This window comes from Treponema sp., from assembly GCF_017430385.1.
GTDB lineage: Bacteria > Spirochaetota > Spirochaetia > Treponematales > Treponemataceae > Treponema_D.
This window is the reverse complement of record NZ_JAFRNB010000014.1, coordinates 18,354-39,308: the sequence shown is the minus strand read 5'-3', so window position 1 is coordinate 39,308 and position 20,955 is coordinate 18,354. Positions and strand designations below refer to the sequence as shown.

Below are 20,955 nucleotides of genomic sequence, written 5' to 3'. Positions count from 1 at the left end.
TTCCCCAGTGAATCGTGAATCACCAGGTCTGCTTTGTCGTCTGCCTGAGTTGCTGTCTTGTTAATCAGCACGATATGCTTTCCCTGGAAGTATTGAATCAATCCCGCTGCTGGGTATACGACCAGCGATGTGCCTCCGATAATCAGCATGTCAGCTTCGGCTATTGACTGGATTGCTCCGCTGATTACCTTGTCGTCGAGTCCTTCCTCGTACAAAACAACATCCGGCTTTACCAAGCCGCCGCACTCACAAATCGGGAGCTTTTTCTTTTCGTTCTCGCTTGCGGCAATGAAGTCGATGTCATAAGATTTGCCGCACTTCATGCAGTAGTTGCGCAAAGTGCTTCCGTGAAGTTCCCAAACTGTCTTGCTGCCGGCCATCTGGTGCAAGCCGTCGATATTCTGTGTGACAATTGCGCTCAATTTGCCTGCCTTTTCAAGCTCCGCCAGCTTAAAATGCGTGATGTTCGGCTTAACATCTTTGATAATCAGCTTTTTACGATAGAATCTGTAGAATTCCTTTGGATTGTTGTCGAAAAATGAGCGTGATATGATTGTCTCTGGCGGATATTTCCATTCCTGCTGGTAAAGTCCGTCCTGACTTCGGAAATCCGGGATTCCGCTTTCGGTTGAGACTCCTGCCCCGCCGAAGAAGACGATTTTATTTGATTCGTCTATCATCTTCTGTAATTCTTCAATTTTTTCATCCATCTTTAAGATTCTCCTTGTATTATACTTTCAAAATGAAAAGTTAAGATTTATTGTTTATTCACCGAAATTTTAGAATGAAATTCTTAAAAAAGCAAAAGGAATTTTCTAAAAAATTGATTTTCCTTTTAGTTTAATCTATTATATGAATCCAAAACTGTAAATATAGGACTGTAGTATGTATAAAAATCTAAGAAAAATTTTCTTGTTCTCTTGTTTTGCTTTGACTTCTTTCGTGGCTTTTGCTTTTGGTAAAAAAGATGTTGATTATAAAGATGTCGAGAACATGGACAGCTGGAAGGAAACTTTTGACATAAATGAGAAAAATGCCGGCAAATACAATATCTATGCAGAGGCCAAAGATAAAGGCGGAAATACAGAAATTGCAGGCCCATACAATCTTTATATCGACCCGGATTCTGACTACGCTGTTTCGGGAATAACGAATCCTGCTCCACAAATGCGCGTTCCGGGCAACCTTAACATTGTCGGTACTTGTGTTGATGATGACGGTGTTTCCGAAGTTTGGCTTGTTCTCGATGGCGGGGAGCCTGTAAAAGCTGAGGGCAAGGAATTCTGGTCATATTATCTCGATACAAATGAACTCGCTGAAGGTCCTCACACAATTGAAGTTTGGGGCGTTGATATTAACGGTCTTTCTTCGCAGGACAAGCCGAAAAAGAAGGCTTATGTCACTTGGAACCTTGACCGCCGAAAGCCGATAACTCAGGTTACGAACCATGCTCTCGGTGAGCTTGTTTCCGGAAAAATCAAGATTCAGGGTGAAGCGAGCGACGGTAACGGAATCAAAACTCTCTATTATTCTCTTGACAATGGTGAGAATTACATCGAGACAAAAATTTCTTACGACAAAAAGACTAAAAAGACAACTTTTGAAATTCCTATCGATACAAGAACTGAAAAAGACGGTCCTGCAATCCTTTGGTTTAAGGCTGTCGATAAAATGGGCTCAGTCGGAATCTCATCTTATCTTTACTTTGTTGACAATACAAAGCCTGATGTTCAGATTGTCTATCCTCGGAACGGCGATGTCTGCAACGGAATTTTCACTGTAGCTGGCTATGCAAAAGATAAGGTCGGACTTCATAAACTTTCATGGGAATTCAACGGCCAGAAGGGATTTTTTGAGCTTACTCCGGGCAATCCGTACTGGTCAAAGGAAATCGACACTCGAAATCTCAAGAAAAACACAAAATTTGCTGTCACTGCAGAGGACACGGCCGGCAACATCGTTACTGTCGAAAAGGAATTCCCGCTTGATCAGGAACGAGACAAGCCAATCGCTGCAATTAAAACTCCTGCAGCCGGCACTCTCATTCCGGGCGGCACAAAATCTCTGTTCATCCAGGGAATCGCAACTGATGACGACGGCGTTGCTTCCGTAGACTATGTTCTGGACACTGGAACTCACCGCACAATCGAAACAGACGGCGTTTTCTCCGCAGAAATTGAATGTGGCGAGCTTGCGCCTGGTTCTCACAGCATTTCCGTTACTGCAACTGATATCCACGGAGTCAGGGGAGATACTGTAACCACTACATTTAACGCAATGGGCGCGGCTCCTCAGTTTGGCGGGGCAAGTGTAAATGGTGCAACGGCTGTAAACGGCCTTCTCGTGCATCCTGAGTCAAATCCTTCTTATGAAGTTTCGGCAACATCTCCTTCTGGAATCGTATCTTATTATTACATGATTGAGAGCGGAAAGGACGAAATTATTGCTTCTCAGGATTTCCGCACGAAAAATCCGGAAAAATCAGTCTCTGTCAAAGTCCCGCTTACGAATCTTCCGTGGGGGCTTGTTCAGGTAACAGTTTCCGTGACTGACATGTACGGCCAGAAAGCTGAAAAGAAAACTCTTCTCAATATCAAAGATTTGTCATACATCCACGAGGATTTGCTTGATGCTCCGATTTCTGAAAAAATCATCGAGGGCGAGACAGATTCTGGAGTCACTGTAAATGTAATCAGTATCAATGGTGAAGAATATAAGGGCGGAATGAATGTCGTCGTGCCTTACGGAACTGCAAGTTCTGCTGTAGCGGCATTCAATGTCACCACCGAAGAAAAATCTGTTTCAGTCAATTATCTCATTGAGGGTGTTAATGAAGTTGGCGGCGATGTAAGACAGACTGGAAAAGCGGAGCTTGTGAACGGCCATTATGAAGTCAAGCTCGCAAATCTTCCATCAAGAATCACGACACTTACGGTTAATGCTACTGCCGGAAAAATTGCCACTGGAAGCTGCAAAGTCACATTCTGCGTAGTCCGACCAGTTCCAGACAAAAAAAGCTCTTGGAAAGCCGGTGAAGTGCATTGGATTCCAAATGATAACGCTATTTTCAACGCTGACCTGAACGCTTATGTAATTTCTTCTGGAAAGCCTTTCACTGGTTACGCCGGCATAAATCTTCCTGTAAGCGTTTCTGTTAATAACGCGGCATTCACGGCTGAGAACGACGGAAAGGGAATCAGCATCACACCTACAAAAGAAGGTTCTTACAAAAATGTCGCTTTGACTGCAAAAGACGGAAGCGGAAAATCATTCGCTGCGGCTCCTGTAAATCTTGTTGTTGACGATGAGCCTCCTGTTCTTGAAATCACTTCGCCTGCAAACCTCTCTTGGGCGCAGACAAAAGTTCAGGTTTCGGCAACTGCTTCTGACGCAAACGGAATCTCAAAAGTCGAATATTCTGCAGATGGCGGCGAGTCTTGGACAGCAATGACTCTCGCAAACGGTCAGTATTCTTCTAATATCGGCCTTTCAACATTTGATGACGGATTCATCGGAATCAAAGTCCGTGCAACTGATGTGACTGGCAAGACAACTGTAAAATCAGTCGCAATCAACAAGGACACGGTTCCTCCAGAAGTCGAGATTATTCTTCCTGGTGAAAATGACATCGTGAACGGCGAGAATTTGATTGCATTCATCGCAAAGGATAACGGGCGGCTTGATAAAGTTCAGTATTTTGCTCCTGTAAAGAAGGGCGAGACTCCGAAACCTGTTGATATTCCTTTGGCTTCAATGATTACAACCCATGTCGGAACGGCGGAAATGCCAATCGACGATTTGATGACTTTCAAATTCATCGATGCGGTCGGAAATACAAATGAAATCAAGCAGTGGAATTTCATCATCGACAATGTAAGCGACTTCCCGATTGCCGAAGTCCATGTCCCGGAAGAAGATGCCGTTCTCACAAGGGATTTTGAATTCTCCGGCGTAATTTATGATGATGATGGCGTTAAAAAAGACGATTTCGGTAATGTAATCGCCGGTCCTAAGATTTTCTATAAATTTGACAACGGCAAGTACGAGCCTCTTGAACAGATTGGTACAAGTTTCGTTATTCCAAAGAAACTTACTGATTTTACGGATAACGAACATTCAATTACGGTTTATGCTGAGGACATCAACGGCGTAAAAGGCCCGGAATTCACAAGGAATTTCCGAATTTCTCTTGAAGAGCCGAAAGGTGCTGTTCTTACGCCGCCAATCAGCGAGACTGTAAGGCAGACAATCAAAATGACTGGCGTTGCAACCGATAAAAACGGAATCAAGGCTGTCTATATTTCTCTCGATAACGGAAACAGTTTCAACGAGGCTGTCGGAAAATTCGGCCATGAGCTGACTCAGTGCGAATGGAGCTACGAATTTGACACAAGGGTAATCGAAGACGGAACTCATGTCGTGTTTATGAAGGTCGTTGACTGGTACGACATCGAAGGACTTTATTCTTCTTTGATTAACATTGACAATACACCGCCTGCAATTGAGCTTATGCTTCCGCTCGATGACTCAAAATCAACAGGAATGGTTTTCCTTTCGGGGCAGACAACTGATAACATCAACCTTACGAAACTTTATGTTACAATCCGTTCGCTCGAAGGAAAGGCCGTAAGCCAGAAGCTTTCTCACACTGATTTGACTCCTGATGCAATCATCACACAGGCTTTTGATTTGTCAAATCTTGATGACGGAGCATATAACATTGAGATTACAGGTGTTGATGCGGCAGAAAATATTACCCGCGTGAGCCGAAACATCCAGCTCAACAAAAAGGCACCGAAGGCGAAAGTCGATTTGCTTTATCCTCTCAACGGCGAATTCGTTCAGGGCGTGTTCAACATTTACGGAACGGCTGTCAGCGAAAAGGCAATCGAAGCACTCAATCTTTTTATCGATGACAAGCAAGTTTCTACGACAGAACTTTCAGAGAGCGGATATTATAAATTCAACATCGATCAGAGCATGATTGAGGAAGGTCAGCACAAAATCAAGGTCGTTGCGGAACTTGATGGCGGCACAAACATCACCTCAAACACTCAGTATCTTAATTACAAGGCTGTCGGTCCGTGGATTACAATCGACAACTTCACTTACGGTGATTTTGCTATGGAACGCCCGTACATTGTCGGAAACGCAGGCTATTCTTACGATGAAGAAGAAGTTATCCGTGCAAATGCAAAAGGTGCTCCAAAAGAACTCAAAGAAACTTTGAATGGCAAGAGCGTCGAAAAGGTTGAGATTTCATTTGATAACGGAAAAACATTCGAGAAAGTCTCTTCTTCTGGAAAATGGCGTTACCGTGTCGAAAACGAGGACATTGCGGAAGGCTATCACTTCCTTCTTGTCCGTGCGGTGATGAAGAACGGTGAAGTTGCGGTCACAAGATGTATCGTTCAGGTTGACAGCACTAAGCCGACAATCAAGCTCATTTCTCCGGGAGCCGGCGGACATTATAACCAGCTACTTGAATTCTCAGGCTTGGCAAAAGATGATGTTGCCTTGAAGAGCCTTACCCTCGCATTGCGAAGCGGCGACAAATCTGCTTACGAGATTCCGGGCTTCATCCAGGGATTGTACTTCGACTGGCAGTTCTGGGGAGCTACGCTTTTCAATGTCGGTGCGGGTCTTACATTCTTCGATGACAATGTTAAGCTCCAGGTTCAGTGGGGACAGTTCACACAGCAGCAGCGAAACATGTTCGACAAATCAACTCTCCGTTACGGCGGAAGCAGCGTTGTCGGCATGAAACTTCTTGCAAATGTCTATTACCTTCCGTTCAGGTATTACTTTGGCCCGGATTGGGAATGGCTCAGCATGAATGTTGCTCTCGGCGCGAACTTCACCCGCTTTGACGACACAAGTTCTGGAAAGCCGCAGGTTCTTTCTGCAGGTCTCTTGCAGCTTGAATTCCCGCGCGTCACATTCTCAAGGCAGAAAATGTTCAGGACGATTGCGCTCTACACCGAAGGCCAGCTCTGGTTCATTCCTACGGATGTCAGCTCTGAGGAAAAAGTCAGGAGCATGGTTCCGCAGGTCTCAGTCGGCTTGCGCGTCAATATGTTCTAAAATAAAAACTTGATTATTAACACTAAGGCTTGTCTCAATAAATCCGTCATTTTTGAAAATCGAAAATGACGGAAAATTTATAAAATAGACAGAATTTGTATTCTTTCCTTAAAAAACTCTAAAATTGTATTATTCGATAAATTTATTTTGAAATATTATCGATATTTAAGAGAGAGAATTTTTTTTATCAGCGAGAGTTTTTTTTATTAACACTTATTGAGGTGAGAAATGGAAAGATTCTTTTTGAAGAATTGGGTTGTTGGTGGATTGGCAAGTCTTCTCTTGGCCGTACTGCTTTCCTGCGGCGAAGATGCAGGTTTGGGAGCTTCCATTGATACGAAAGCACCAACTTTGTCTATTACTTATCCTGATTCTGGTGCCGCAATCCGTGATTCATTCATTCTCGCTGGTGACTGTTCTGATGATAAGTCTATCTCACGCATTCTTGTCACCGTTAAAAATCTTGAGTCAGGCGTGGATTATGGCTCATATCCTGCGAAAGTCTCTGTTGATCAGACTTCATGGCAGGTCGAACTTAATTCTTATGACTCAAACAATGCCGAATATTACAACGGCTGGCAGCTTCCTGATGGAAAATATGAGTTCAGCGTTACGGCTTATGATAATGCGGGAAACAATTCCGGCGTAAGCTCAAGACAGTTTGAAATCGACAACACTCCTCCTGTTTTCATCATCTCAAATCCTGGTGTCGTAAAAAGCAGCGGACTTAAGGCTTCGGCTTACGGCTCATTGTTTACTATTGACGGTACAATTTCTGATAACCATCCGATTTCTTACATGGATGTCAAAATTTTCAGAACTTCGGACGGTCAGCTTCTTTCTCATGAGACTTATGAGGGCAGCGCGATTGATTTTTACCGCGAGGAAGACATTGCGACTGCCGGCGGTTCAAGCGTAACTATCGCACAATGGTCTGATACTGCGACACAGACTGCAAAAACTCGTTACACGGATATTTATGGCGATAACGAAGAAGCGGGTACAATAGAATATTTTGCACAGATTGCCCTTTATGACTCTGCGAAAGTTTACAAAAACCCGCCGAAAAACAGTTCCCGAAGCGCGGTCGAGATTGCATCTGATGTTTATGGTAACTCTACTTCAACGGTCTATCTTTATGATGATGTCTACACAGCTTTGATGAGCGCGAAAAAAGGCTTGGGCTTGAGCGCGGCAAATTTAAAGGACATTCTTGCGGGGCTGGACAAGGGCGAAAAGGCTACGGCTGCTCTCTCAACTCTCAGCACAAACGCAAAAAATACGGAAGTTGATGCGAATCGTCTTTATTTCTCACTCAATCCGCAGGCAAACCCGACTTACACCGTAAACGGCTATAAATTTAACTTCGCTTCTAATGAGAATCAGCTTGCATCGTCTGGAAACACAGTTTCTGTTACTGTCAGTGCAGGTCTTGATAACACGAACATTCAGCCAGAACTTGTAAAAGTCTGGATTAAGAAATATGCGTCAAAACCGACTGACGAAATTGCAGTAAAAAGCGAGCTTGAAAAACTCAATCAGAAAGTCATCGAGCTTACAAAAGAAGAAGCCGAATTCGTTGAGGATGTCACGACAATCAATCTTGAATCTGGTAATGACTGGATTCTTGTCTATGACTATGCTCAGCACAACGATAAGGGAAGCTCTGTTGCGACAAAAACATTTGCGGTCACTCTCCCTGCTATAGAAGATTATATTGAACTCGAAAAATTCTATATTTTGGGCGTAACTGGTCACGATGTCGATGAAGTCCGTTTTTCTCAGAATATTGTCTACGGATTTGAAGGAAATGCGGCCGGTGTCCCGCCGACATTTGCTTTTGATGACACCGAAGGCTCAGAGACTCCGAAATCGCTTTCTGTATTGAAGGATTTTGCAACTCCGAAATTCTCTGGAACGGCTATTGTTTCAACAGGAAGCTACTTTGTCAAAGAAATCACGGCAAAACTCACTTTAAAAGATGAGAACACTAATGCTACAGTCGGAACTTACACGGACACGATGATCAGCAATAAGACTACTGAGGGTGGTGTCGTTTGGACTCAATCTGCTGCACAGGCTCTTTCTTGGGATTATGACGCAAATAAATGGAAGATTGATCTCACAAAACTTCCGGGACTTTCTTCTGTTGATATTTCAAACAAACAGCTGCTCGCTTCTCTTGAAATTTCTGGAAAATCTTCTTCTGGACATTCTGGTTTTACAAGCCGCGACATCCATATTGATACTGTTGCTCCAGTTGTCACGATGACTTCAATTACACCAAGCGTTTCCGGCTCAGAATATTTTGGCAACGGCGATACAAACACATATCTCAACGGAAATATTACAATCAAGGGAAATGTCGAGGAGCAGAACCTTAAAAATGTAAGCTACGATATTTGGGCAAGCACAGATTTGGGTAAAACTCTTGCTGAGGGCGATTCTATTCTTGAAGATTTGAAAACTCGCAAAACCGAGCTTGGACTTGATGCAGGGGCCGCGGATGGAAATTTTGACGGAAGTCTTGGAAAACAGTTCACGCTCAACATTCCTTTTGCTACAACCGCAATCACAAAACTCTTCCATGATTACAAGGGTGAGGAAGAAGATGCAACGATTCAGGTAGAACTTGTAGTTACTGCTGTGGACGAAGCCGGAAACACAGGCTCATATTCTTCAAAAACTCTCCTGAACTCTAATGGCAAAAACTTTGTGATTTATCAGGAAACTGACCGCCCGAAGATTACGCTTGGAAATGCCGACGTAGCCGTAACTTCGGCAAATGGAATCAGTGTCGACACGAACCTTTTCGGAACGACAAATAACAACAAGTTGCAAATTTCTTTTGAGGATGATGACTCTGTTGCAGAATACAAGATTTATATTTATAAAGAAGACGGAACTACACTTGCGGCTGCTGATACAAATGATGCTTATGGTGTAAATCCGTATGTTGCTTATCCTGGAAAAACAAGTGCATCCGTAAACTTCTTGCTTCCATCAAACGAAGGCAAATATCAGGTAAAAATCGAGGCAAGAGATTATCTCACAACCCCTTTGAACTCAAATCCCTATGGCGAAAAATCTGTAGGAAACTTCTTCATCGCTGTTGATTCTGGTGCGCCAAACATTACAATCACAAAACCTGTAGCTGGAAGCTATCAGAACGGAACTGTTCAGGTTGAAGGAACTGTCTCAAAGAAAGTTGAGGTAGAAATTACCGGCAAACTTAAGCAGGGCAATGTTGAGGTGGCAGGAGCTACAGTTTCTCCTGTGATAATCGGTGCAGCGGATAACGGTGTTTACAAATGGACTGGCACTGTGACTCTGCCGACAAATGCTTCTGATTCGTACACTCTCGATTATGAGGCGAAAGATGTTTATGGACAGAAGACTTCGACAACTGTTGGATTCGTCGTTGATGTTACGCCTCCGACATTCGCTATAACTACACCGTCAGAAACAGAAGTGTTTACAGCAGAATCAATGTACGCCGTAAAAGGAACGATTTCTGACGGCGGGGAAGGCACAAGCGGAATCAAAGGCCTTTACTGGTCTATCACGCCGCAGACTGCATCAGGAAATTATGAGCCTTTCAGTGCAAGCGGAGCATTGAATCCTGGCTGGAACCAGATTGCCGCAACGCCTACAGCAACAAAAGGCGAGTACACATGGATTGCAAATATAGAGCTTGGCTCAGAAACTTCGGACGGCACACAAGCTAAAACTGTTTACATCAGCGTAATTGATGAAGCAGGAAATGTTTCTACTGTAAGCGGAAATCCATCATCTTCTCTCAAAATCACGCGGGATAACACTGCACCAAGCTCAACATTGCTTGGAACTGGGCTCAAAAAGCCTGCCGGTGCATCTGAGTCAGGCTCAAAAGACCTTGCCGGAAACTTGATTTTGGATGCGGATTCGGCTCTTGATGAAACAATCACATATTACGCAACCGATGCAACAAACGGCTACAAAATCAGTGGAGTTGTTACTGAGGCGAGCAAAAATCCAGATGGAACGGCTGCCGCTGTTACAATCACTGCGACAATGAACGGAACTGCCGTAACTGTTACTCGCACTGGCACGGAAAACAAAATCTGGACAATCACAGGCGGAACTTCTGACGGAACACATTCTTACGAAATTAAAATCTCTGATAAAGCCGGAAATTCCGTAACAAAGAAAATTTCTGTAATTCGTGACACTGGCATTCCGGGACTCACAGTTTCAAATGAGACAACTGACGCCCATCTTAAAGGTGACAAGATTCTCACCGAAGAAAATACGAACCATTCTGTTGTGACAGAGGGTGATAATATTTTACATAAATATCTCCTTTCTGGAAAATGGAGCGATACAACAACAGGAACAAAAAAACTCCAGTACAAAGTTCGCCCATATTATGACAGTACAAATTCAACTTATGTTGATGATTACAGCGACTGGCGTGATGTTTCTGGCGTAACTCAGTCAACAGCGGAAAGTTCTTGGTCATTCTCAGTTGATATGCGCGAAGGAAACGGTTTGAATGACAACGGAATTTGGATTCAGGGGCGTGCTATCGATGCAGCAGGAAATATCAAAGAGACTGATGAATACAAAAATCTCAAAATTGACTTCTCTAAGCCGACTGTTGCAAAAACTTCGGTTAAGATTAGCAGTACTGTAACCACAAACAATGAAGTTCCTCAGTATGTCAAAGAAGAAGAAACTCTTGTCATTGAAGGAACTTGTGCAGATTCTTACGCGCTTGATGAAATCAATGTAGTCGCAAAGAAGGACGGAACTGCTGTCTCAACCGGCACAAATGGTCTGGTAATTGAAAATGTTGTTACTGACGGAAAAAAATCAGGCACATTTAAAATCACCCTTACGGCAGGCAGCACAAACAACGGAAAATGGGAATTTGAAGTCAAGGCAAAAGACTGGGTAGAACGGGAATCTCAGACATTGAAATTTAGCACGCTTGTGGACACAGTTAAGCCTGAATGGAATGACTCTGATATTCTTGTAGACAAAAAAACATACATTGAAGGCACAAACCACTCGTGGTACAAAAATTCTACATTACCGTTCTCAGGTTCTCTTACAGAAAATGGCAGCGGAATCAAGGAAATCCGTTATACAATTACAAAGGCTGATGGTACGGCCGCAGATTCTGATTCATTCACAACGAGCCTTGTAAAAGATGCTTCGGGCAATGTTGAAAAAGAAGCATTCAGCACAAAACTCGGTGAATTCCTTTCAAAAAAGGATGAAAGTGGCGTTGCTCAGGCAAACACTGTCACTCTTGTCGCAGAGGATGAAGCCGGCAATGTAAGTGCCCAAAAAACTTTCAGTATTTATATTGACTCAGAAAGCCCGCAGTTATTGTCAACTGACAAGAGCGGAAATCAGTATTCCAACAAATCGAACTCGATTACCGTAAACGGACAAGCCAGCGACGATGCTTCTGGTGTGGATTCTGTAAAACTTTCAATTACTGTTGATGGAAGTTCAAGTCCGCTTACAATTTCTGGAAGTTCAACTGAAATAACTGCAACTTCAACAGACTCCTTCGCAAACTGGACGGCAACGATTCCTCAGGATTTCCTTTCTGGACTTGAAGACAAAACCTATGCCGTGAAGGCTACATTGACCGACAAGGCCGGAAACTCTTCTAATTCAACGATTTTCCGAATCGATGTTGATACCGATAAGCCTACTATAAAGAACGTTTCCCTTTCGGACGTGGGAGGCACATACAGCGTCTACGAAACAAAAGAAAAAATCGACGGCGCAGACAAAACCGTTTACTACATCCACAGCGGAGACAACTTCCTTCTTTCTGGCTCCGTTCAGGACTCGAAGTCTGGAATCAAGTCGATTGTGGTCAATGACGGCACGAGCGACATCGTTTCAAAAATCAACGGAAAAGACATTACGGCCCTTCCTGTGACGCTCAAACTTTCAAACTATGCTTCTGCTGGCTCGGTAACGCTCAAGATTACCGCGACTGACAACGCAGGAAACACTGAATCTCAGAATGTCCTCGTAAAAATCGACGACATCGCTCCGAAAGCCCTTCACGCAATCGACGAGAAGAATAAGGACGTATTCTTCCGAATCAACGAGAACGACAACGACGACATTGAGACGCTCACAGAACTCGACAAGGACGTTGGCGGAAAGTACAGCGAAGGAACATACGGAAACTCGAAGACTATAAAAATCCGCGGAACATTGAGCGACACTGGCAGCGGTGCCGCGATGATTTACTATAAAGTCATCTCCGAGACTGATTTGGTGGGAGTGCCTGCTGATAAGGTTCAGGAAGAACTCGACAAAAAGGCGGATGACTTCCTCAAAAACTACAAGACGGACAAAACAGGATATTTCGCTCCTGGAGTCATCGCTTCCGACGCAAAACGCCGCGTATTCTACACAGGCTCGCTTAAAAACGCACTGGGCGAATCGACTTCGTTCAGCACGACTTCCGGCGAGTACAAGGATTTTGTCTCTGACCTCGGAACTTTGAGTGGAAGCACAAAATCTTACGCGACCGTGGAATCGAACTACAATTCCGTTCTCTCTGGATTCAGCACGGGAAAGAACTACGTTATCCTCGTCGCTGTTGACAATGTTGGAAACGCGGTCCTCGACTCGGTAACAGTGGGTGGCACTACATACAGCAACATCTCCCTGAACGTGGACGAGACGACGCCGGACGCAAGTTCAAGCGTTGAAGGACTCAAATACACGAACAAAAAGGGCACGATGGAATTCAGCGGAACAGCGAGCGACGCGGATTCCGGCCTCTACAGCATCACGCTCAAGCAGGGAACAAAAGAAATTCTCTTGAAGAACGACGCTGCCGACGGAACGGCAACTAACGACAACGGAACTCTCTCAATAACAAAGACCGATGGCATGGACAAGGAATGGACGTGGACTGCGACCGTGAACAACGACAAATTCTTTGCGGACGCAAGCGGCACTGTATCTGTTTCACTCGAAGCGAAGGACCGCGCTGGCATTGGAAACACAAAGTCAATCAACGTCGCAACCGTAATCATCGATGAGCAGCTCGACAGCATCACTCTCTCATCACCGACGGACGCTGATTCCGAGACGGCAGGAACGCAGGTGAACGGCATAATCACGCTCACTGGTACAATGGAAGACAAGAACGTTCTTCCTGCGAACGCAATCACAAAAATCGAATACAAGGGCGGAGACGCTTCTGACTGGACAGACCTTTCTACCAAGGTCGATTCGCTTGCATTGAGCGGAAGCTACACGTTCACAGTCGAAGGCTTCGATACAACAAAACTTTCTGACAACACTGAATACCAGCTTCGCGCGGTGGGAACGGACTCTGCCGGAAACGAAAAGGCCTCTGACGCGGTGAGCATCAAGGTTTCTCAGGATTCGGACAGGCCTATCTTTAAGATTACGAACATCACGGATTTGGGAGCAACTGCTGATCCTCGGTTTGCACTTAAATACGGAACACAGTCTCAGTTAATCGCAACCGTAACAGACGATGACGGAGTGGAAGATGTGGTTCTTTCTGAAGAAGAATTCACTGGAGCTGAAGACACGGACGGAACTCCAACAGAAACTGCAAAAGGTCACACAGACTTCACAAACGATTCTGTCAAATTCAAACCGTCTCGTGATTATGCGGAAAATAAGAATATTGACGGAAGAAAGACTGTTTACATCTATATAAAGGATAAGGCAGGCAAGAAATTCTACACAAGCTACACTTATACGCCAGAGGCAGGCACTCAAGAAACAGAAACCGTAGTTAATGCAAAAACATTGCTCAGCCGGCCAAAAATCCGTGTCGGTGAAACAAAGTTCGATACTGACTTGACGAGCCTGACTTCACCTTTCCAGTATACTTCTGACTCAAATGCTCCGAGCGTTGCAGAAATCAGTGCACTTGCATACAAAGATAACGGAACAGTGAACGGTGGCGCACAAAAAACTGCGGATGGAACTTCAGATGCTCTTGATGCAAACGGAAACAAAATTTACGACCAGTTTGAGACAATAACTGCAAGCTACACAGTCGGTGGAACTGAAAAACAAAATGTTCAGTTTAAGATTGCGGCTTATGATGTCAGCGATATTGACGGAATCACACTGGAAGTAAGCTATAAAAAGACTACAGGTACAGGTGATTCTAAGCAGACTGAAACTATAACAAACAAATTTGTCTCTCCAGACTTTACGGTTGCGGGCTACACATCAAATGGAACAAAGGAATCAAAAACAAAAGAATCAAAATATTTTACCGTTGATGGCGAAGGCATTCCAGGAATGGTCTGGACAACAGATATTATTTCTCTTGCCGAAGCCGACTCTGGCACAGTTTCTCTAAAGGTTGTTCCTTATGACAAGCTCAGTCTTCCGGGAAGCGGTAATGCGGCGTTCGCTGTCGATAATTCTGGACCAGAAATCAAAGTGTCAAATCCACCTTCAGAAGATGAAGTGACAGGAACAGTAAGCTTTATCGGTACAGCACTTGATGCCGGCTCAACTACAGCCGATACAAAGTGGCTCATTCCGACAAAAGCTCAGCAGAATTCAACGGCTGCAACTCTTTATGCCCTGACAACATGGCAATCAACTGGATTCACATCAAAATCGTCACCATCTTCATGGACATTTGAGCTTAAATCTACTGATTTGTCAGGTTACGATGATGCCACAAACTATGCACAATCAGCTTCGGACGGCGTTTATGTGATTCCGTTCTATGTAATGAGTAAAGATTCTCTTGGAAATTACTCAATCAAGCGTGATTACACATTCAAGCACAATCCTGATGCTGACCGACCGAAGACAACAATTTCTTATCCAGAAGTTAAGAAAAACTCTGACGGATCTATAGAAGCTCCAATTCTTGGCGGAACAATCCGCGTTGCAGGTGATGCGATTATTCCTCAGGGCGAGGCCACTGTTAAGGCCGTTTACCTGCAGGTTGGAACAATTTCTTCTGATGGAACGCCGGTCTTTGACGGAAATTCTCACAATTCAGGAAAATTAATTTCTGATGATGTTGCTAAAGATGCTAGTACTGGTGTTAATAAAGGTGGCTACGGATATACCGTAAAAACTTTGGATGAAGTAAGAACAGAGCTTGGATTTACTTCCCTGAATTTTGCGGCAAGCAATTCTTCTGCTGACTGGTGGGGAATTCCTGTTGAAAAAACAGGTTCTTCATGGCACTTCAACATTAACGCAAACGGCGAGATGAACCCTGCTGATGGTGAACAGACACATCTTGCGTTGAGAGCAATTGCAATCAACTCGGACGGCAAGGTAGGTGCATGGACAGCCACTGTAATTGTTGATATCGATGCAACGGCTCCTAAGCAGACCGTATCACTCAGACGATATTCAACACCAATTTCAGCTGCAAATGCTGATTCAATGAAGGATGTTGCTAGTGCTGCGGCTGTAAAAGTATATGAATCAGGAATATATCTGAAAGATGACTGGTATTTTACCGTTCAGCTTGATGATGAAAGCAGTCTTGAAGAATTCTCGGTAAAAAAAGGAAATGAAATTCTTAACTGTGGAACTGATTATTTTGCGTCAAATCTTGAAAATTTAACTGGTGGTGCAAAACGGCAGTATCTCTTTATTCCTGTGGATCGAAGCAAAGGAACTGTATCTTATACTGTTTCTGTCACTGATACAAAAGTAACTGGCGGCCATACAATCGATAAAACATATAATCTCAATATCGATAATACGGCTCCGGAGATTCAAAAACTCTATAGGGGTTCATCAAGTGATTCTACGGATTTGCTTGAAAATGACTACGAGATTGCGGATTCTGACTACATCTTCCAGATGGGCGGAAAAGTCAGTGAAGAAGGTTCCGGCCTTGATCGTGTTGTCTTCTATTATGTTCGTGAAGGTGAAGGGTATGGCAAGCAGGCTGTTCTCGATCCTCTCATAACTACTGGAACAGGCGATGCCAAGGCAAGAATTTATAATGCAAAGAGTAATACCGATGATTCTGACGATACCTCAAGCCCGATTCTCACAAAACGAGAGATTAAGCAGACCGTAAATGGCACAGAAAATACTTATCATCTCTGGTCTCTGGCAGTTACAGGCACTATGAAGGCTTACGAATTCACATCAACCACTTCTCTTGCAGATAACAAGCATATTCGAAAAGGTGGCTTGATTGAGATTGCCGGCGTTTACCGAAAAATCAATAAGGTGGAAGGAAACACTGTAACATTTGATACAAGTACCGGCCTAGAGGCAGATGTCACTTCTCAAACAACAGCATACTTCCCGTATGCACAGTGCGTTGATAATACGAACCTGGAGAAAGTTTCAAACACTTCTGAAAATCCGTTCACATTCAGCGATGACAGTGACGACGGTGATGGAATGCCGGAAGAATTGGGTGGCGCAAAATCAACTGGCTTCACATGGAATTCAACAATTCACTCAACAAATATTCCGGACGGACCTGCAAAACTCGTAATTCTCGCATTCGATAAGGCCGGCAACGTGACGGGACGGGAATTTACAGTAAAAATCGTGAACTCTGCACCACGCCTTGCAAAAGTCTTCCTCGGAACAGATTTGAACTCAAACAATGTCTGGTCAAAGGATGAATTCGTCGGCTACAATCTGTACAATGCAAATGCTGCTGCAGGAATCGGAACCACAGAAGTAAAGGACAAACTTTCGATTGCGACAGCATCTTTTGAGGGCAATAAAAAATTCTCTGTAAAAGACAAGCTTGCCGTGATTTCAGAATTTGTCGGCGGAAACGGTGACATTACTCTCGTTTACAAGAAAGGTGCCGAAGTTTCTGCTGATGCTCTTCCTGCCGCCGTTCCTTCAACTGGAACAGGTGCCGGAACCGTAGCGGCTTCAAATGCAACAATCAGCTCTACTCAAGCGGCTTTGATTACAACTCTGATTGGCACGGATGAAAGAGTCGGAAAAGTTACATACAATAACAGATCAAATGTTACGACAAGCCTCAAAGGCTTCACTCTTACGAGCAAACAGATTGCTGGCCTTGCAGATACCGAAACGCTTACTGCTTCAAACGGAAACAAAGAAACTGAGCAGGCTTCATTCACATTCTGGGATTCAACTGAAGAAACAACTCCGGGCGTAAACAGCCAGAACTGTGTTCTTCACATCAAAGATTTGAACCTCGCCCTTGTTGACGCAACAAAACCTGAAGCAAAAATCGTTCCATTCTATTGGACAGATGCAAGCCACAACAGCTTGTATGAAGGCAAGAGCACGAACGGTCACATTGATCTTGAACATGATTTGCCAGCAGGTACTTTCAAAGATACGAACAAAGCTTCTACAACCGGAGCAACAGCTCCAAGTGGCGAGTATGACCGTGACCCGAAAGTTTCTGGAAAAATCGTTGTGACTGGAACTGCTTACGACAACAAGATGCTCAAACAGATTAAGATGAAGATGTCAGGCTTCGAGTTCGGAGCAACAGCTGGTGCTTACGAAGTCATGGACACATTCACCGTTACGGCTTCAAGCTCTTCTTGGGGAACAACAACGACACACAAAGGCTCGCTTGCAGATGACGGCTACGAGTTCTTCATAAATGAAAGCACACTCGACCAGAGTGGCCACACGGTAAAATGGACTCTCTATCTCGACACAAGCTTTGTTTCTGGTGTTGCAGCAAACGACCGCGAACTTATCGTTCAGGCAGTGGATGCATCGACCTTGAAGGCAAGTGCTACGGCTACTGAAACTGGACTGCTTTCTACAGAAGGTACTGCAAACACAGCCTATACTTATGACGCAAGCGGTAACATGACAGAAAGTGATGCGGGATATACTTCACGATATAGGATGGATGTTGTGCCGTATATTACGGGAATAAAGAACAAGGTCGGCGACGCATACAAGAAGGACGCTTCCGTGTTCGGGCGAAGCGCGACTGGTGCGTACCCGGTCTATTATTACGACGATACGACCAACGAAACTTTCACTGTAAACGGCTTCAACTTCGGTTCTTCTCCAAAAGTAAGCGTTAACGGCGGAACAGCGACAACAGGAAATACCGTAACTGTCTCAAGCGCGATGACTTCCGGCGGAGTCGTCGTGACTGTTGAAAGTGGAACAAGCGCGGTTTCTTCTTTGAACAACGTGAACAACAACAACGCGAAAGGCTCTTACGACGCAGAAAGTGAAAGCGGCTACGACAAGTACAAGAACTACTACAACCGCCAGCCGAACAACGTGAACAACTCGACTCTCACCGACGATTGTATGGTCGCAGTATGGAATGTTGAGCAGGTGGTAGGTGATAAGTCTGTCCGATATCCAAGTATGAGGGTAGGAAGTGATGGAACTGTAGGTTGGGTTTATGGACATGGCTCTGCTGAAGTAAGAATGAAACGTGGAGATGCCGCAGATTATCTTTTGGATACATCATATACACAATGGTATGCAACAGCAGTAGCAGTTGATAATCTTGGGCAGATTTATGGTGCCGCCCAGAACGGCGATACTGGTGGTACAGGTTCTTATGAAGAAAATTATGGATATAACAAATATTCAAGAAGGACTCACTTTAAAATGTATGCTTATAATACAATAACAAGAACTGCGACAAATTATGCTGGCACTGGGGGAGCATATTCTACAGGAGAATATAGTTCCGCTCTAGAAAATATACAGTATGGTGATACTGTTTATTCCGAACGTGTAAAGAGCCCTAAGATTGTTTCTGTAGGAAACAATGACAGAAACGGTGATGCATACATAGTCTATTATGACAGTGCCGAGAATGTGGTGAAATTCCGTTCTGGAAATATAAATAATACAACTTATGGAGGAAGTCTTGCGGCTCGAACTCATGGGAATTCTTCTGCCGCAGGAGCAACAACAATAGCTGATTCATCAATGTCAGGTGAATATGTTGCTCTCGGTGTAACAACCGAGAATAAAGCTGTTGTCGCATGGTACGCTTCTGACGCGCAGGCATTGTACTATAAGTATCAGACAAATAACGGTTGGTCAGATGCAGTTCTCATCGATGACAACTTCGTCGGCTGGTATGTAGACCTTGTTGTTGACGGTGAAAACGGAGTCCACATCGCATACTACGACGCTTCAAACGGCGACTTGAAGTACGCCTATGTTGAGGACTACACGAAGCCGAACGAGGCAAAGACGATGACTGTTGACTCGTACCTTTCAAGCGGCACAAACATCAGCATAAGCGTCAAGAAAGTCGGAAGCGATTATGTTCCCTACATCTCAAGCTTCATGAGTTCATTCAACAAGACTTCGTACACCGTGCGCACCGCATGGATTACGGACGGCGCTTTGCTCAAAACAAAGTCCGCGGATGAACTTAAAGGTGTTGACGGCAACGACGACTTCACCGGTGTCTGGGAAGTAATGACCGTTCCTCTTGCTTCAACATCAATTCCGCTCGATTACAGCGTAGGTATTGGTATCAAGAACAACCAGCCAATCCTCGGCTACGGAACCCAGAACGGCCTCGAAACCGCAACGCTGAAGTAAAGCAAGTATGTCAAAGCGACACAGCCCGCAAGTGCGATTTATTTCGTACCTGCGGGCTGCTCTCATTCAAAGCCTGTGAAATGTGTTTTGTGAAAAATTACTTGCTCCTGGCTAATCGCTCACGGCAGTCAGCTCATGGGAAAGCTCTTCCTTGAGGGCAAGTACTTGCTCCAGAGGAAGGGTGCAACAGCGTGCGATTTGCTCCGCAGACAGCGAAGTTTCTTTTAGCAAATTCTTTGCGTTTGCGATGGCAGTTTGTTGCTTTGCATGTGCGGCTTGCTGTTTTGCATCTGCAGTTTGTTGTTTTGCATCGGCGACTTGTTGTTGGGCTTCAGCAACTTGTTGGTTTGCATCGGCGACTTGTTGTTGGGCTTCAGCAACTTGTTGGTTTGCATCGGCAACTTGTTGTTGGGCTTCAGCAACTTGTTGGTTTGCATCGGCAACTTGTTGTTGGGCTTCAGCAACTTGTTGCCTGGTTTCTTGTAACTCTTGTTTTGCTGCTGCGATTTCGCGCTCGTAGGCTCTGGCTTCGCTTATGCGATCGGCTTCGCGGCCAATTTCTTTGCCTTGAAAGAACCAACGCCAGCTGTCCATGCTAATTCCTTTGAGAGTTGATTCTGCGTTCATTATGCCCTCCTCGCTTCTGGTCAGTTCGTCTATTAAGTCCTGTTTATTGGGATTATCGGCTTCTTGTAAAAATTTACACCATTTGAGCAGAGTTGGCAAGTTTTTTGCCTCTTCTGGGGGTTTGATTTCTGGGAGTTTCGGTAGTTCTAGAAAGATTATGTTGAGCCGGTCTGAGAGTTTTGCATTGTCTTTTAGGTCGCACATAACATAATGGTGTGTGGGATTTTCATTGCTTTTATCATACTTGAAGTTCAGTACGGAGATTTGATACACCTGCGGAACTTCGCTCCAGTCGTTTCCAACTTCGATTGTAGAGCTTATTATCCGTGCAGCATAATACTCTGCTCTGTTTCCATAGTTGTACTTTCTTTCATACCCCTGCATTTCCACCTGAGCATGATTTCCATCTGAGAATTCACAGTTGATGTCATAATCGATGCCTCGCTGTTCATCGTAATCCTTGCTTTTTTCATTTTCTATGACGGTGACACTGACTACTTCACGGCCAATTGCTGCGCTTAGAAATGACCTCAGCGCATTGCGCGATTCCTTTGTGTTCTGGGTGAAAATGGCCTTGAAGTTTGCATCAAGTCGCGGGTTCAGAATGTTGAAATTTGCTTTGGATTTCATTTAGTTTTTCCTCCATGATATTTTTTCGCATACATATATGTATTTCCAAAATTTTTTCAT

Annotated in this window: 4 protein-coding genes; 2 read left to right on the top strand and 2 right to left on the bottom strand. The window is 44.3% G+C overall.

The window, feature by feature from the left end; all coding sequences use genetic code 11:
• The coding region (locus tag IJJ71_RS00915) for an NAD-dependent protein deacylase (protein ID WP_296844770.1) at window positions 1-710 on the bottom strand (710 nt) is incomplete at its 3' end.
• Between the two features lie 175 nt (window positions 711-885).
• Here IJJ71_RS00915 and IJJ71_RS00910 point away from each other — a divergent pair.
• Both IJJ71_RS00910 and IJJ71_RS00905 read left to right on the top strand, forming a co-directional pair.
• The gene (locus IJJ71_RS00910) at window positions 886-6,084 is read left to right on the top strand and encodes an Ig-like domain-containing protein (RefSeq protein ID WP_296844769.1); all 5,199 of its coding nucleotides are present in this window, start codon (window positions 886-888) and stop codon (window positions 6,082-6,084) included.
• A 228-nt stretch (window positions 6,085-6,312) separates the two neighbouring features.
• The gene (locus IJJ71_RS00905) at window positions 6,313-19,638 is read left to right on the top strand and encodes an Ig-like domain repeat protein (RefSeq protein WP_296844768.1); all 13,326 of its coding nucleotides are present in this window, start codon (window positions 6,313-6,315) and stop codon (window positions 19,636-19,638) included.
• 111 nt (window positions 19,639-19,749) lie between these two features.
• On the opposite strand, the gene IJJ71_RS00900 is transcribed toward IJJ71_RS00905, so the two are convergent.
• The gene (locus tag IJJ71_RS00900; protein WP_296844767.1) at window positions 19,750-20,895 is read right to left on the bottom strand and encodes an Rpn family recombination-promoting nuclease/putative transposase; all 1,146 of its coding nucleotides are present in this window, start codon (window positions 20,893-20,895) and stop codon (window positions 19,750-19,752) included.
• Window positions 20,896-20,955: the final 60 nt, after the last annotated feature.

Excerpts from the sequence above, each read along its gene's own strand:
- IJJ71_RS00910 (WP_296844769.1), top strand. The coding sequence starts at position 886 with ATGTATAAAAATCTAAGAAAAATTTTCTTGTTCTCTTGTTTTGCTTTG.
- IJJ71_RS00905 (WP_296844768.1), top strand. The coding sequence starts at position 6,313 with ATGGAAAGATTCTTTTTGAAGAATTGGGTTGTTGGTGGATTGGCAAGT.
- IJJ71_RS00900 (WP_296844767.1), bottom strand. The coding sequence starts at position 20,895 with ATGAAATCCAAAGCAAATTTCAACATTCTGAACCCGCGACTTGATGCA.